Annotated in this window: 14 protein-coding genes; 8 read left to right on the forward strand and 6 right to left on the reverse strand. The window is 68.2% G+C overall.

Features of this window, described 5'->3' with window-relative positions:
* Window positions 1–61: 61 nt before the first annotated feature.
* The 4 genes from AC5Y30_RS14750 to nicT all read right to left on the reverse strand — a co-directional run bounded on the left by AC5Y30_RS14750 (window position 62) and on the right by nicT (window position 3722).
* Window positions 62–1117, reverse strand: a complete 1056-nt coding sequence (locus AC5Y30_RS14750; RefSeq protein ID WP_499919236.1) for an NADH-quinone oxidoreductase subunit B family protein — start codon at window positions 1115–1117, stop codon at window positions 62–64.
* A 268-nt stretch (window positions 1118–1385) separates the two neighbouring features.
* A complete protein-coding gene (hypB, locus tag AC5Y30_RS14755) occupies window positions 1386–2159 on the reverse strand; it encodes a hydrogenase nickel incorporation protein HypB (RefSeq protein ID WP_499919240.1) in 774 nt (257 codons plus the stop codon).
* Window positions 2160–2171: 12 nt separating this feature from the next.
* Entirely contained in the window at window positions 2172–2507 is a 336-nt protein-coding gene (locus AC5Y30_RS14760) for a hydrogenase maturation nickel metallochaperone HypA (protein ID WP_499919242.1), read from the reverse strand.
* 102 nt (window positions 2508–2609) lie between these two features.
* Window positions 2610–3722 (reverse strand): Nickel transporter NicT, encoded by a 1113-nt coding sequence (gene nicT / locus AC5Y30_RS14765; protein WP_499919244.1) that lies wholly within the window; start codon window positions 3720–3722, stop codon window positions 2610–2612.
* 157 nt (window positions 3723–3879) lie between these two features.
* On the opposite strand from nicT, the gene AC5Y30_RS14770 reads away from it, so the two are divergent.
* Window positions 3880–4374, forward strand: a complete 495-nt coding sequence (locus AC5Y30_RS14770; RefSeq protein WP_499919247.1) for a Fur family transcriptional regulator — start codon at window positions 3880–3882, stop codon at window positions 4372–4374.
* Here the strand turns inward: AC5Y30_RS14770 and mtr are convergent.
* On the reverse strand, window positions 4371–5750 hold the full coding sequence (gene mtr / locus AC5Y30_RS14775; RefSeq protein ID WP_499919251.1) for a mycothione reductase: 1380 nt from the start codon (window positions 5748–5750) through the stop codon (window positions 4371–4373). The genes AC5Y30_RS14770 and mtr overlap by 4 nt on opposite strands.
* Before the next feature lie 4 nt (window positions 5751–5754).
* Window positions 5755–6771 (reverse strand): alpha/beta hydrolase, encoded by a 1017-nt coding sequence (locus tag AC5Y30_RS14780; protein WP_499919815.1) that lies wholly within the window; start codon window positions 6769–6771, stop codon window positions 5755–5757.
* 135 nt (window positions 6772–6906) lie between these two features.
* Between AC5Y30_RS14780 and mqo the strand changes: the two genes are divergently transcribed.
* From mqo to AC5Y30_RS14815, 7 genes are all read left to right on the forward strand, one after another.
* A complete protein-coding gene (gene mqo / locus AC5Y30_RS14785) occupies window positions 6907–8406 on the forward strand; it encodes a malate dehydrogenase (quinone) (RefSeq protein WP_499919254.1) in 1500 nt (499 codons plus the stop codon).
* Window positions 8403–8873, forward strand: coding sequence for a GNAT family N-acetyltransferase (locus tag AC5Y30_RS14790; protein WP_499919258.1), 471 nt, complete (start codon window positions 8403–8405; stop codon window positions 8871–8873). The genes mqo and AC5Y30_RS14790 overlap by 4 nt, the downstream gene beginning before the upstream one ends.
* Window positions 8870–10711, forward strand: coding sequence for a magnesium chelatase subunit D family protein (locus AC5Y30_RS14795; protein ID WP_499919259.1), 1842 nt, complete (start codon window positions 8870–8872; stop codon window positions 10709–10711). The genes AC5Y30_RS14790 and AC5Y30_RS14795 overlap by 4 nt, the downstream gene beginning before the upstream one ends.
* A 19-nt stretch (window positions 10712–10730) precedes the next feature.
* Window positions 10731–11345 (forward strand): cob(I)yrinic acid a,c-diamide adenosyltransferase, encoded by a 615-nt coding sequence (cobO, locus tag AC5Y30_RS14800; RefSeq protein ID WP_499919261.1) that lies wholly within the window; start codon window positions 10731–10733, stop codon window positions 11343–11345.
* Entirely contained in the window at window positions 11342–12739 is a 1398-nt protein-coding gene (locus tag AC5Y30_RS14805) for a cobyrinic acid a,c-diamide synthase CobB (RefSeq protein ID WP_499919263.1), read from the forward strand. The genes cobO and AC5Y30_RS14805 overlap by 4 nt, the downstream gene beginning before the upstream one ends.
* A gap of 119 nt (window positions 12740–12858) precedes the next feature.
* Entirely contained in the window at window positions 12859–14064 is a 1206-nt protein-coding gene (gene cobA, locus AC5Y30_RS14810) for a uroporphyrinogen-III C-methyltransferase (protein WP_499919264.1), read from the forward strand.
* Window positions 14065–14097: 33 nt separating this feature from the next.
* Complete coding sequence (locus AC5Y30_RS14815) at window positions 14098–15714, forward strand: MFS transporter (protein ID WP_499919265.1); 1617 nt, start codon at window positions 14098–14100, stop codon at window positions 15712–15714.
* The last annotated feature ends 10 nt before the right edge of the window (window positions 15715–15724 follow it).

The following is a 15724-nucleotide window of genomic DNA, read 5'->3' on the forward strand; positions in this document are numbered from 1 at the left end:
TGGCTGATGCGGCGACGGCTCGGCTTCGAGTAAAGAAGAGCGCGCCGACCGGGTAGGTGACCTACCAGGTGCGGCGCGCTCCAGTGGTGAGCTGGTCACCGTTATGGCGCCACCGCGGCTCTTTGTCGACGGTGCGTTCCGTGATACCCCTCAGACTGCGAATCACGGCTCCGTACAGACCCGATGCGGTGCTCGAGATCTTGCCGCCCGGTGGCTCGTCCATGAACGGCATGAACTTGTCCGGGAAGCCCGGCATCGTGCAACCGATGCAGATTCCACCGACGTTGGGGCAGCCCCCGACGCCGTTGATCCACCCCCGCTTGGGCACATTGCATTTGACAACTGGACCCCAACAGCCCAGCTTCACAATGCATTTCGGCGATCCATACTCGGTTGCGAAGTCGCCCTGCTCGTAGTAACCGGCCCGGTCGCAACCCTCGTGCACGGTCTTGCCGAACAGCCATTGCGGGCGAAGCGCGTCGTCGAGCGGGATCATCGGCGCCTGACCGGTCGCCATGTAGAGCAGGTAGGTCAGCGTCTCCGACAAATTGTCGGGATGGATCGGGCAGCCGGGCACGCAGACGATCGGAATGCCCGCCTTGCTCTTCCAGTCCCAACCGAGGTAGTCCGGCACGCCCATCGCTCCGGTCGGGTTGCCGGCCATCGCGTGGATTCCCCCGTAGGTGGCGCAGGTCCCGACCGCCACGATGGCGGTGGCCTTGGGCGCCAACCGGTCGAGCCACTCACTGGTGGTCATCGGCTGTCCGGTGGCCGGGTCGTTGCCGAAGCCGCACCAGTAGCCTTCGTTTTTGATCTTCTCGTTCGGGATGGATCCTTCGACGACGAGCACGAAGGGCTCCAACTCGCCTCGGTCGGCTTTGAAGAACCACTCCAGGAAGTCGTCCGCCCCCCCGTTGGGTCCGCATTCGAAGTCGATCAGGGGCCAGTGCACGGCGACTTGGGGGAGTCCGGGCAAGGCCCCCAAAGCGATTTCCTCGACGCTCGGCTGGGTGGCAGCAGTCAACGCCACCGAATCACCGTCACAACTGAGGCCCGCATTGATCCATAGAACATGGATCAATGTTTGTTCTGCCTTGACTGCTGCTTCAGTTGGCATGATGCAGCTTTCCGGAGCCGGGCTGGGGCTCCTGCGCCGCCGGAGTCGACCGTCGGCCCACTTGCGCAGCGCTAATTTCCGGGTCTACTCCCGCTGCCGAGCGTTGTCAATGGTTCGGCATCAGCAACTAAGTAAACATGTGTTGTATAGCATCGAAAGTCATTGCACGCCTAAGTAACCCGTCGACTGCAGCGCATCATCGGAGGGCCGGCCATCCTGCGAATGTTTCGCAGGAGGACGGCCGCCGGCGGGGGTCCCCGCGCGCCGGTCAGGGCGCGTCGGTGGCGAAGCGCCGCAGCCAGCCGAACCAGGCACCCATGCCATCGCCGGTGCGCGCGCTGACCGGCAAAATCGTCGCTGCGGCATTCACTTCCCGGACATGGGCGATGTAGGTGTCGACATCCACGTCGAGGTGGGGCACCAAGTCGATTTTATTGAGCAGCACCACGTCCACCGACCGGAACATCACCGGGTATTTCAGCGGCTTGTCTTCGCCCTCGGTCACCGAATAGACCATGGCCTTGGCGTGCTCGCCGACATCGAACTCCGCCGGACAGACGAGATTTCCGACGTTCTCGATGATCACCAGGTCCAGCGCGGCGAGGTCGAGGCCGGGCAGCGCCCGGCTGACCATGGGCGCGTCGAGGTGGCATTCGCCGCCAAATCCGTTGCTGGTATTGAGCAGTGACACCTGGGCGCCGCGGCCGCTGAGCTTTGCCGCATCCAGGTCGGTGGCGATATCACCCTCGATCACCCCGAGCGCGAGTTCGCCGGCGAGTTGGTCGAGCGTTGCCTGCAGGATCGTGGTCTTGCCCGATCCCGGAGAGCTCATCAGGTTGAGGGTGCGCACCCCGTTGCTCTCGAAGGCCGTCCGGTTGGCATCGGCGAGCGCGTCGTTCTCGGCGAAGATCGCCTCCAGCACGTCGATGCGCTGACTGCCGGTCCGATAGCGGCTGTGATCGCCGTGATCGTGATCGTGCGGAACGTGATCGTGTTCGTGGGTGTGCACCGTTCCATCGTCGTGCCGATGAAATCTACCCATCGTCAACGCCTTTCACGAGACATCTAGCGACGTCACCAGGAATTCGTTGCCCTGCAGCACCTCGACGTCGGAACTGTCACACCGGGGACACCAGATCGACCACGGCGAGGTGATCTCGGATTGCCCGCCGCACGCACGGCACTTGACTTCGGCGCCGACGCACTCGAGTTCCAGTTCGGCGTCCGGCATGTCCTCGGCGTCGCGGACCAGCGTCCAGCAGAATGACAGCGACTCCGGCACCACCTGCCGCAGCGCGCCCACCCGCACCCGCACCACGTCGACGTGGCGACCGTCGGCGTGATCCTTGACCACACCGGCGATCGCCTCGCACAGCGACAGCTCGTGCACCGCCGGTTACCGCCGATCCGCGAGCTGGGCGCAGGCCAACGAGCCCATGAGCACTGTTCTACACCCGAACGGCGGTCGGTGGTCGGCCTTGGCTCGTTCGGTTCAGACCGTCCACTTCTCCTCGATGCGCCCGTAGCGCCAGACGAGCAGAGCCACCGCCCACGTGAGGACGAACATGCCGACGACGAAGTAACCGATCGCGTTGAGGTCCAGCCCACCGATCCAACTCCAGAACGGCCCGCGCCAACCGAACTGGTCGGCGAACAGGATGAGGAGTTCGATGCTGCCGATCACCCACGCGACCGCCACCGACAGCGCGGTGATGGTGATGTTGTAGTAGATCTTGCGCACGGGGTTGGAAAAAGCCCATCCGTAGGCGAAATTCATGAACGAGCCGTCGATGGTGTCCAGCAGGCACATGCCCGCGGTGAACAGCACCGGCAGACACATGATGGCGTACCACGGCAGTCCGGCGGCTGCGCTGGTGCCGGCCAGCACCAGTAGTGCGATCTCGGTGGCGGTGTCGAACCCGAGCCCGAACAACAAGCCGACGGGATAGCAGTGCCAGGACCTGGTGATCGACTTGGTGAAGCGACCGAGCAACCGGTTCATCAGCCCACGGCTGTCCAAATGCCGCTCCAGTTCGGCCGCGTCGGCGTCGGGATCGAATTCGCCCCGGCGTAACCGCGCGAAGACGCGCAGTATGCCGACCAGGACGATGACGTTGAGAAGCGCGATGGCGTACAGGAACACGCCCGAGACGCTCGTGCCGATCAGCCCGGTGTAGTGATGCAGCGTCGAGGAGTCGTCGCTGACCGGTCCGACGACCGTCCTGACTCCACACGCCAGCAGCACCGCCAGCCCGAACACCACCGTGGAGTGGCCCAGCGAAAAGAAGAAGCCGACGGCCAGCGGGCGTTGCCCGTCGTTCATCAGCTTGCGGGTGGTGTTGTCGATGGCGGCGATGTGGTCGGCGTCAAAGGCGTGACGCATGCCCAGGGTGTAGGCCGTCAAGCCGATACCGACGCCAAATGCCTTGCCGCCCAGACTGTATTGGGCCGGCGCCACGAAGAACATCATGGTGAACCAGCCGAGCAGGTGCAGCGCGACGATCACCGCCAGCATCGATGCCAGTCGCCACCACTGCGCCGGCGTCAGGGCGCCGAGAAGCCTGGTCGTCCGTGACGGCCGCCAGTCGATCTGGGTACTGGCCACTGGGGTCCTTCCGGCGCGTCCTTGCGGTATCGGCTGAGAACAACCGGCACGACTGTAAGTTCCACGGCTTTCCAGATGCAAGTGAGTTGCAGGAATCGCGGAGCCTGGATTGCGACGAAGACTGGCGATCCGCCCGCCCGGGCGCGACACTGAAGCGGTGGCGCCCAAGCCCTCGGCACTGGATGCGTCGGTCACCGAGAGGATCGGCGATCTTCTGCGCGCCCGTGGGCTGCGGCGAATGGCGTCCCGCATCCAGGTGCTGGCGGTGCTCGAGCCGGTCAACGGTCACCTGCCCGTCGCCGAGATCTACCGGCGGATGCGAGAGTGCCTGCCGTCCGAGGCCCACCCGCCCGACGTGGCGACCGTCTACCGCACGGTGACCACGCTCGTCGATCAGGGCGTGCTGCACGCGTTGACAATCGGCGGCGGCGTGACGACCTACGGGCTGGCCACCGTGCCGCACCATCACGCGGTATGTACCAACTGCGGCACCATCATCGAAGTGCCCGCCCGTCAGCTGAGTTCGGCGCTCGAACACGCGATCGCGGGCAGTTCCTTCGCGCTGTCGGACGCCGCCGGGCTGACGCTGCACGGCCTGTGTCCGCAATGCCAGGACGACGACAGGCCCGCCGCGCGACCGCGCCGGCGCTAGGCCAAACCCAGTAGCGCGTTCTCCACCACTTCGGGCAGCGCCGGGTGGATCCAGTACTGCCCGCGGGCCATCTGCGGCGCGGTCAGCCCGAAGCTCATCGCCTGGATCAACGGCTGGATGATCGATGACGCCTGCTGCCCCATGATGTGCGCGCCCAGCAGCCGCCCGGTGCCGCGCTCGGCGACGAGCTTGACGATCCCGGTGGTGTCCTCCGACGCCCAGCCGTAGGCGACGTCGCCGTAGTCCTGGACCTTGACCGACACCTTGAAACCCTGTGCGATGGCTTCGTTTTCGGTCAGGCCGACGGAGGCGACCTGCGGATCGGTGAACACCGCCGAGGGCACGAAGCGATGGTCGGTGACGGCCATCGCCTCGGTGTCGTCCCAGTCGCACAACAGGTTGTGCTGCACGACGCGCGCTTCGTGGTTGGCCACGTGTTTGAGCTCATACGGCGAGGAGACGTCGCCGAGCGCGAAAACCCCACGCGCCGTGGTCCGCTGGTATTGATCGACGGCCACCAGGCCGTCCTCGACGGCGACGCCGGCCTGCTCGAGGTCGAGTTGATCGGCGTTGGACACCCGGCCGGTCGCCACCAGCAACGCGTCCGCGTGCACGGTGCGGCCGTCGTCGAGTTGCACCGCGACGCCCGAACCGTGGTTTTCGGCGCCCACGACGTTGCGGTGGGTGTGCAGTTCCCACTTGCTCGACGCGATTCGCGTGAAGCGCTCGCTGACGACGTCGTCGAGATGTCGCAGCAGTGTGGAGCCCCGGACCACCAGGGTGACGCGCGAGCCCAGCGAGGAGAAGATGTGGGCGAATTCGGCCGCGACGAATCCGCCTCCGACGATCATCAGATGCTCCGGCAGCTCGGGGATTCGCATGATCGTGTCGCTGGTGTGGTACCGGGCGCCGCACTCGAGGATCGCCGGGGGAACCACGGCCCGCCCCCCCGCGGCGATCACCACCTGATCGGCTGTGAACTCGTCGCCCCCATCCGTGCGCAACAGGAAGCGTCCGTCGGACTGGACCGGACCGAAGCGGGTGTGCTGCTTGTACACATCGACGTTGGGTGCCGCGCAGCGATAGTCCTCACCGCCGAACCCGATCGGATCGATGCGCCCGAAGACGCGCGACACGATGTCGTCCCAGCGCACCCGGTCGATGCGAGCGTCGATGCCGAAGCGCGCCGCATCCCGGACCGTCTGGGCGACCTCGGCGGCGTAGACGAACATCTTGGTCGGGATGCACCCGACGTTCAGACACGTGCCACCGAAGGTGCCCTCTTCGCAGATCGCCACCCGCTTGTCGTCGAAGCGGTCATCGAGAATGCTGTTGCCAGAACCGGTCCCGATGATCGCGACGTCGTAGGTCTCCAAGCCGTCACCCCTTTCGCAGCGACGCCGTGGCATCGTGGTCAGCGCGCAGATAGCCGTCCAGCCACAGATCCAGTTCCCGATAGGCGACTGCGCGCGGCCCGGGCAACGACAAGAACACGTCGTGCTTGGCGTCGGCCACCGGGACCACAGCGGTGCGGTTGCCGACGCAGCCCGCCCAGCGGGCGATCTGGGTGACGTCGAGAACCGCGTCGCCGCATCGCATGGACGCGGAATCGGTGCTTTCGTGCACGCTGTGATCCGATCGCAGGATCAGGTTGGGCACCCCGACGTCGAGGCCGCGGTGCAGCCGGGCCTGGCCGCGTCGGATGGCGTGCAGCCAGCCAAACGTGATGGGGAAGCCGCCCACCGGTTTCCATTGCAGGTTGTAGTCGAAGTCGCCGCCGTAGTCGCGGTGCAGGGTGGCGCCGTAACCGCCCTGACCCGGAGACCGGGCCACGCCCTTGGACCGCACCCGGGACAGGCCGGCGATCAGCGCCACCGTCACCGAATGCCGCAGGATGGGCGGGCCCGGCAGGTCCAGGAACGGGCTGTTGAGGACCAGGCCGCCGACGCGGGCGTGCCCGGCCGGGTCGCGCCGGCGCAACCGGTCCAGCCACAGCGACACGATGAGCCCGCCCGCGGAATGCGCGTACAGCAGCACCCGGTCGTGCCCCGCGATGCCGGCCAGCGCCTGATCGAGTTCGGCCTCGTAGTTGGTGAGGTCGGTGATGAAGTGCGGCGTCTGGCCGTCGCGCCGCGACCGGCCGCACTTGTGGAGGTCCAGCGCGTAGAAGGCGAAGCCGCGGGCCGCGAAATGATCGGCCAGCTCGGTATGGAAGAAGTAATCGGTGTAGCCGTGCACCGCCAGCACCGCGTGCGCTGTCGGGCGGCCCGCCTGCCGCGGTTCGGGTCCGCGGCGTATCAGCGTCGCGACGATGTCGCCCTCACCGGCCGGATCGGACCCGAGCGCGATGGTGCGCTGCTGATAACCCGGAAGGACATCGGGCACCCAGCCGGTCACTTCGCGGGCCGCCCTGCCAGTCACGAGGCCAGCTTAGAGCTTTTGCTGGGTGCGGGGCGGCGCACGGCGCCCGCGGCCCATTTGCCTCGGGATAACCTGGGGATCGGCCCAGTCGAGGGAAGGACCAGCAAGCCGGTGTCAGCGCTAGCCAGAACCACGTCCACCGACGTCGTGCTGGTAGGCGCGGGCATCATGAGCGCGACGCTGGGGGCGTTGCTGCGCCGGCTGCAGCCGGATTGGTCGATGGCCTTCGTGGAGCGTCTGGATGCCGTCGCCGCCGAGAGCAGCAGCCCGTGGAACAACGCCGGCACCGGGCATTCGGCGCTGTGCGAGCTGAACTACACCCCGCAGCGGGCCGACGGCTCGATCGACATCGGCAAAGCGGTGCGCATCAACGAGCAATTCCAGGTGACCCGCCAGTTCTGGGCCTATGCAATCGAGAACGCGATCTTGACCGATCGATGTTTTCTCACCGCGGTCCCGCATGCGAGCTTCGTGCGCGGCGCGCGGCGCGTCGACTATCTACGGCGCCGAGCGCGGGCCTTGGCGCCCAACCCGCTGTTCGCCGGCGTCGAATTGATCGACGACCCGGCCGAATTCGCTCGCCGGTTACCGCTGATGGCGGCCGGACGCGACTTCGCCGAACCGACGGCGCTCAACTGGGCGCCCAACGGCACCGACGTCGACTTCGGCGCGCTGTCAAGACAACTCGTCGGCTTTTGCGTGCGCGGCGGCGCGACCGCGCTGTTCGGCCACGAGGTCCGCAACCTGTCCCGCCAGTCCGACGGCACATGGACGCTGTCGGTCCGCAACCGGCGCACCGGTGAAAATCACCGTCTGAACGCCAAATTCGTCTTCGTCGGGGCCGGCGGTGACGCGCTGCCGCTATTGCAGAGGTCCGGCATAGCTGAGGTCAGGGGCTTCGCCGGGTTCCCGATCGGCGGCCGATTCCTGCGCGCCGGCAACCCGGCGCTCACCGTCGCGCACCGGGCCAAGGTCTACGGCGTGCCCGCGCCGGGTGCCCCGCCGCTGGGGGCGCTGCATCTGGACCTGCGCTACGTCAACGGCAAGCCGTGGCTGGTGTTCGGTCCCTACGCCGGGTGGTCACCGAAGTTCTTGAAGCACGGCCACTTCACCGATCTGCCCCGCTCGGTGCAGCCGGACAACCTGGCGTCACTGCTCGGTGTCGGCATCAGCCAGCGGGCGCTGGTCAGATATCTGCTCGGCCAGCTGCGACTCTCGCAACGTGACCGGCTGCGCATGCTGCGCGAATTCGCCCCGACCGCAGTCGCTTCGGACTGGGAGCTGACGGTGGCCGGTCAGCGGGTGCAGGTGATCCGGCGGGACAAGCGCAAGGGCGGGGTGCTCGACTTCGACACCACCGTGGTGGGCGCCGCCGACGGAAGCATCGCTGGGTTACTCGGCGGTTCCCCGGGAGCGTCGACGGCGGTGCCGATCATGCTCGGCGTGCTGGAACGCTGCTTCGCCAACCGCTTTCAATCGTGGCTACCCGCGCTCAAGGAGATGGTTCCGTCGCTGGGAGCGACGCTGTCGGATGAGCCGGCGCTGTACGACGAGGTTTTCTCCTGGGGAACGAAGGTGCTGGGGCTGGGCGATGAGGAGCGGAGCCGGTGACAGAAGCGCTGCGACGTATTTGGGCCAAAGACCTTGACGCCCAGACACTTTACGAGCTGCTCAGGCTCAGGGTGGAGGTGTTCGTCGTCGAGCAGGCGATCCCGTACCCGGAGCTGGACGGGCGCGACCTGCTCGCCGAAACCCGGCACTTCTGGCTGGAAACGCCGGACGGCGAGGTGATCTCCACGCTGCGGCTGATGGAGGAGCACGCCGGGGGCGAGAAGGCGTTCCGGATCGGGCGGCTGTGCACCAAGCGCAACGCGCGCGGTCAGGGGCACACCACCCGGCTGCTGCGCGCGGCGCTGGCCGAGGTGGGTGACTACCCGTGCCGCATCAATGCGCAGGCCTACCTGACGGACATGTACGCCCAGCATGGATTCGTCCGCGACGGTGACGATTTCCTCGACGACGGCGTTCCGCACGTGCCCATGCTGCGGCGTGGCTCGGGGTTGGCGGTGAAGCCGTGAAGCCCTACCCGTTCAGCGCGATCGTCGGGCACGACCAGCTGCGCCTGGCCCTGCTGCTGTGCGCCGTGCGCCCGGAGATCGGTGGCGCGCTCATCCGCGGTGAGAAGGGCACCGCCAAGTCGACGGCCGTGCGCGGCCTTGCGGCGTTGCTGTCCGAGGCCACCGGCAGCGACGCCGGCCTGGTCGAAATGCCGCTCGGGGCAACCGAAGACCGGGTGATCGGCTCGCTGGATTTGCAGCGGGTGCTGCGCGACGGCGAGCACGCGTTCTCGCCGGGCCTGCTCGCCCGCGCGCACGGCGGCGTGCTCTACGTCGACGAGGTCAACCTGCTGCACGATCATTTGGTCGATGTGCTGCTCGACGCCGCGGCGATGGGACGGGTGCACATCGAACGCGACGGCGTCTCGCATTCGCACGAGTCCCGGTTCGTGTTGATCGGCACCATGAATCCCGAGGAGGGCGAACTGCGTCCGCAACTGCTGGACCGGTTCGGGCTCACCGTCGACGTCCACGCCTCGCGCGACGTCGACGTGCGCGTACAGGTCATCCGGCAGCGGATGGCCTACGAGGCCGACCCGGACGGCTTCGCCGAGCGTTATGCCGACGCCGACGCCGAGCTGGCCCGGCGGATCGCTGCGGCGCGCGCACTCGTCGACGATGTGGTGTTGCCTGACAACGAATTACGGCGCATCGCGGCGCTGTGCGCGGCGTTCGACGTCGACGGCATGCGCGCCGACCTGGTGGTGGCCCGCACCGCCGTCGCGCACGCGGCCTGGCGCGGCGCGCACACGGTCGAGGAGTCCGACATCCGGGTAGCCGCCGAGCTGGCGCTGCCGCATCGGCGCCGTCGCGACCCGTTCGACGATCCGGGCATCGACCGCGACCAGCTCGACGAGGCCCTGGCGCAAGCCAGTTCCGAGCCTGACCCCGATCCCGACCCGCCCGGCGGCGGCCAGTCGGTCAATTCGGAACACGATGTGCCGCAACAGAATACACCGGAGAACGCCAAGCCGCAGCAGCCGAAGACCAGGCCCAGCGCGCCCCCGTCGAAAACCTTCCGCACCCGCGCGCTGCGGGTCCCGGGTGTGGGGGAGGGGGCGCCCGGACGGCGGTCGCGCGCCCGCAACGCCAGTGGCAGCGTCATCGCCGCCGCCGGCGCGGACGACCCGAGTTGCGCCGGGCATGGACTGCACCTGTTCGCCACCCTGCTCACGGCCGCCGAGCGCGCCGGCGCCGGACCGCTACGGCCGCGGCCGGATGATGTGCGCCGCGCCGTGCGCGAGGGGCGCGAAGGCAATTTGGTGATCTTCGTCGTGGACGCCTCGGGTTCGATGGCCGCGCGCGACCGCATGGCGGCGGTCAGCGGCGCCACGCTGTCGCTGCTGCGCGACGCGTATGAGCGTCGCGACAAGGTTGCCGTGATCACCTTCCGCCAACAGGGGGCCCGGCTGTTGTTGCCGCCGACCTCGTCGGCGCACATCGCCGGGCGGCGACTGGCCCGGTTCGACACGGGTGGCAAGACACCACTGGCCGAAGGGCTGCTGGCCGCGCGTGAGCTGATCGTCCGAGAGAAGGCGCGTGACCGCGCGCGGCGCTCGCTGGTGGTGGTGCTGACCGACGGCCGGGCCACCGCCGGTCCGGATCCCTTGGGCCGCACCCGAACCGCGGCGGCCCGGTTGGCCGCCGAAGGTGCCGCCGCGGTGGTCGTCGACTGCGAGACGTCTTTCGTGCGGCTGGGCCTGGCCGAGCAACTGGCCCGCCAACTCGGCGCGCCGGCCGTCCGGCTCGAGCACCTGCACGCGGATTCCCTGACGCGTGCGGTGCGCGACGCGGCCTGAACCGGAAAGGTAAACGCTGATGCCACAAGGCGTTCCATTGCAGGTTCCCGACGACGGCCTGACCACGCGGGCGCGCCGTCACACGCCGGTGCTGGCCGTGCACACCGGCGCCGGCAAGGGAAAGTCCACGGCGGCATTCGGCATGGCGCTGCGGGCCTGGAATGCCGGAATGTCCGTCGCGGTGTTCCAGTTCGTCAAAAGCGCCAAGTGGAAGGTGGGCGAGGAGGCGGTCTTCGCCCAGCTGGGCCGGCTGCACGACCAGCATCAGGTCGGCGGGCCCGTCGAATGGCACAAGATGGGCGCGGGCTGGTCTTGGACACGTAAGGCGGGCAGCGACGTCGACCACGCGGCGGCGGCGGCCGACGGCTGGGCGGAGATCGCGCGCCGGCTGGCCGATCAGCGTCACGACTTCTACGTCCTGGACGAGTTCACCTATCCGCTCAAGTGGGGTTGGGTGGACGTCGACGAAGTGGTGGGGACGTTGGCCAGCCGGCCCGGACATCAGCACGTGGTCATCACCGGACGCGACGCGCCGCAGCGCCTGATCGACGCGGCCGACCTGGTGACCGAGATGGCCAAGGTCAAGCACCCGATGGACACCGGGCGTAAGGGGCAGAAGGGCATCGAGTGGTGAGTGTTCCCGCCGTCGTCATCGCCGCTCCCGCGTCCGGCAGCGGAAAGACCACGGTGGCAACGGGTTTGATCGGCGCCCTGCGGCGCGCGGGCCACGCCGTGGCGCCGTTCAAGGTCGGCCCGGACTTCATCGACCCCGGCTACCACGGCCTTGCCGCCGGCCGGCCGGGCCGCAACCTCGACCCGATCCTGGTGGGGGAGCACCTGATTGGCCCGCTCTACGCCCACGGTGCGCATGGTGCGGACATCGCCGTGGTCGAAGGAGTGATGGGGCTGTTCGACGGCCGGATCGGGTCCACCGCCACCACCCCCGCGCCGGGATCGACGGCCCACGTCGCCGCGCTGCTGGGCGCGTCCGTGATCCTGGTTGTCGATGCGCGCGGGCAGAGTCAGAGCATCGCCGCCCTGCTGCACGGCTTTTCGACCTACGACACCGCGACCCGCGTCGCCGGTGTGATCCTGAACCGGGTCGGATCGCCGCGGCACGAGCAGGTGCTGCGGCAGGCCTGCGAGCAGGCCGGGGTTGCGGTGCTGGGCGCCATCCCCCGGGTGGCCGAAATAGAGTTGCCGACAAGGTATTTGGGTCTGGTCACGGCCCTGGAGTACGGGAAGCGCGCACGGTTGGCGGTGGCGGCGATGACCGCCCTGGTCGCCCGCCACGTCGATGTGCCGGCCATCGTCGCGGTCGCCGGCGCCCGAGTCGCGCAGCCGCCCTGGGATCCCGTGGCGGCGGTGGGGGAGACGCCCGGAGGGTGCGCCACTGTCGCGGTGGCGGCCGGCAAGGCATTCAGTTTCGGCTACGCCGAACACGCGGAGCTGCTGGCGGCCGCTGGCGCCGACGTCGCCGAATTCGACCCGCTCGCCGACGCCCTGCCCGACGGCACCGACGCGGTGCTGCTGCCCGGCGGTTTTCCCGAACAGTTCACCGCGGAGCTCTCGGCCAATGAGGGGGTGCGCCGGCAGATCAACGAACTGGCCGCCGCCGGGGCGCCGATACACGCCGAGTGCGCCGGGCTGATCTACCTGGTCTCCGAGCTCGACGGCCATCCGATGTGCGGTGTGCTGGCGGGGCAGGCGCAATTCACGCCGCACCTGTCCCTGGCGTATCGCGACGCCGTCGCCGTCGCGGATTCGTCGTTGTACACAGCCGGCCAGCGTGCGGTGGGGCATGAATTCCACCGGACCACAGTCACTTTCACCGGCGACTACCAGCCCGCCTGGATGTACCGGACCCATGATGCCGATCGGCAGGACGGTCCCGTGCGCGACGGCGTCGTGCACGCCGGTGTGCACGCGTCATATCTGCACACCCATCCGGCCGCCGCGCCGGAGGCGGTGGCGCGCTTCGTCGCACACGCGAGCGCCCGGCTTCGCCGCGCTCGCGATCGCCACTAGATCGATGGTGGCGACCCGCAGCGCCCGGCTTCGCCGCGCTCGCGATCGCCACTAGATCGATGGTGGCGACCCGCAGCGCCCGGCTTCGCCGCACTCGCGATCGCCACTAGGCTTGCCGGGTGACCGAGAGCGCCTACCTCGCTGGGCTGCGACTGAACGGCAAAAAGGTCGTCGTGGTCGGCGGCGGCACCGTCGCCCAGCGCCGGCTGCCCTTGCTCATCGCCAGCGGCGCCGACGTACACGTCATCTCCCGCAGCGCCACCAGGTCCGTGGAGGCGATGACGGGAATCACCCTGGCGCTGCGCGAATATCGAGACGGCGACCTCGACGGAGCCTGGTACGCGATCGCGGCCACCGACGACGCGCGAGTGAACGAGGCGGTGGTCGCCGAGGCCGAAAGCCGTCGCATCTTCTGCGTCCGAGCGGACATCGCCGTCGAGGGGACCGCGGTGACCCCAGCGTCTTTCGACTACGCGGGGCTGTCCGTCGGAGTCCTGGCCGGCGGCGACCACCGCCGTTCGGCGGCGATCCGCTCGGCCATCCGCGAGGCGTTGCAGACCGGGCTCATCACGCCCGACAGCCCGGTGAGCTCCGACGTCGTCAAGGGCGGCGTCGCGCTGATCGGCGGCGGGCCCGGCGATCCCGAGCTGATCACCGTGCGCGGCCGGCGTTTGCTGGCCCAGGCCGACGTCGTGGTCGCCGACCGTCTCGCGCCACCGGAACTGCTCGCCGAGCTGCCCCCACACGTGGAAGTCATCGACGCCGCCAAGATCCCGTACGGGCGGGCCATGGCCCAGGACGCCATCAACGGCGTCATGATCGAACGCGCCCGCGCCGGCAGCTTCGTGGTGCGCCTCAAAGGCGGCGATCCCTTCGTGTTCGCGCGCGGATACGAAGAGGTGCTGGCGTGCGTCGAGGCCGGAATTCCGGTGACGGTGGTGCCGGGTGTGACGAGTGCCATAGGAGTGCCCGCTCTGGCGGGCGTTCCGGTGACTCATCGGGCGATAAATCACGAGTTTGTGGTGGTCAGCGGACATTTGCCGCCCGGGCATCCCGAATCGTTAGTGAATTGGGATGCGCTGGCCGCAATGTCAGGCACAATCGTTTTGCTGATGGCGGTGGAACGCATCGAACTCTTCGCCGACGCCCTGCTCAAAGGCGGACGACCTGCGGATACGCCGGTGCTGGTCGTTCAACATGGAACGACCGCCGCCCAGCACACTTTGCGGGCCACCCTGGCCGACACGCCCGAGAAGGTTCGCGCCGAGGGTATCCGACCTCCCGCGATCATCGTGATCGGCGCCGTGGCGGCCTTCGGGCTTTAAACGATTCTTAAGATTACTGTAAGGTAACCCTTTATGACGGCTCTCAACGATGCAGAGCGCGCGATGCAGAAAATTGCGTCGGCGCGCCCCGATCGTCCGGCCCCGGCGAGCGCAGCGCAGCCGGCGGAGACCGCCTCCAAGCCCCCGGCGGAGACCGCCCTGAAGCGCATCAGCAAGTACTACCCGGCGTGGCTGCCCTCTCGGCGTTTCATCGCGGCCGTGATCGCCATCGGCGGTATGCAGCTGCTCGCGACGATGGACAGCACCGTCGCCATCGTGGCGCTCCCCAAGATTCAGAACGAGCTCAGCCTGTCCGACGCCGGCCGCAGCTGGGTGATCACCGCCTACGTGCTGACGTTCGGTGGGTTGATGCTGCTGGGTGGCCGCCTCGGCGACACCATCGGGCGCAAGCGCACCTTCATCGTCGGTGTCGCGCTGTTCACCATCTCTTCTGTGCTGTGCGCGGTCGCGTGGGACGAGGCGACCATGGTCATCGCCCGGCTGTCGCAGGGCGTCGGATCGGCGATCGCCTCGCCGACCGGTCTGGCTCTGGTGGCGACCACCTTCCCCAAGGGCCCGGCCCGCAACTTCGCGACGGCCGTGTTCGCCGCGATGACGGCGATCGGTTCGGTGATGGGCCTGGTGGTCGGCGGCGCGCTCACCGAGGTGTCGTGGCGGCTGGCGTTCCTGGTGAACGTGCCGATCGGTCTGGTGATGATCTACCTGGCCCGCACCGCGCTGCGCGAGACCAACCGCGAGCGGATGAAGCTCGACGCCACCGGCGCCATGCTGGCCACCCTGACGTGCACCGCGGCCGTGTTCGCCTTCTCGATGGGTCCGGAAAAGGGCTGGGTGTCGATCACCACCATCGGGTCGGGCGTCGTGGCGCTCGGTGCCGCCCTCGCCTTCGTCATCGTCGAACGCACGGCGGAGAATCCCGTCGTCCCGTTCAACCTGTTCCGTGACCGCAACCGGCTGGTCACCTTCACCGCCATCTTCCTGGCCGGTGGGCTCATGTTCAGCCTGACCGTGTGCATCGGCCTGTACGTGCAGGACATCCTCGGTTACAGCGCGTTGCGCGCCGGCATCGGCTTCATCCCGTTCGTCATCGCGATGGGCATCGGCCTCGGCGTCTCCTCGCAGCTGGTGTCGCGGTTCTCGCCGCGGGTGCTGACCATCGGCGGCGGGATCCTGCTGTTCTGGGCGATGTTGTACGGCTGGGCGTTCATGCACCGCGGGGTCGCCTACTTCCCCAACCTGGTGCTGCCCATCGTGGTCGGCGGGATCGGCATCGGGATGGCCGTCGTCCCGCTGACGTTGTCGGCCATCGCCGGCGTGGGATTCGATCAGATCGGTCCGGTCTCGGCGGTCACGTTGATGCTGCAAAGCCTGGGCGGGCCGCTGGTGCTGGCCGTCATCCAGGCGGTGATCACCTCGCGGACGCTGTATCTGGGCGGCACCACCGGACCGGTGAAGTTCATGAGCGACGCGCAGTTGTCCGCGTTGGACCATGGCTACACCTACGGGCTGCTGTGGGTGGCCGGCGTGGCCGTGATCGTCGGCGCCGCCGCGCTGATGATCGGCTACACCCCCGACCAGGTCGCGCACGCGCAAGAAGTCAAGGAAGCGATGGAGGCCGGGGAGCTGTAGCTCACCCGCA

This window comes from Mycobacterium sp. NGS27, assembly GCF_059813005.1.

Excerpts from the sequence above, each read along its gene's own strand:
- AC5Y30_RS14750 (WP_499919236.1), bottom strand. The coding sequence starts at position 1,117 with ATGCCAACTGAAGCAGCAGTCAAGGCAGAACAAACATTGATCCATGTT.
- hypB (WP_499919240.1), bottom strand. The coding sequence starts at position 2,159 with ATGGGTAGATTTCATCGGCACGACGATGGAACGGTGCACACCCACGAA.
- cobO (WP_499919261.1), top strand. The coding sequence starts at position 10,731 with ATGCCACAAGGCGTTCCATTGCAGGTTCCCGACGACGGCCTGACCACG.
- AC5Y30_RS14815 (WP_499919265.1), top strand. The coding sequence starts at position 14,098 with ATGACGGCTCTCAACGATGCAGAGCGCGCGATGCAGAAAATTGCGTCG.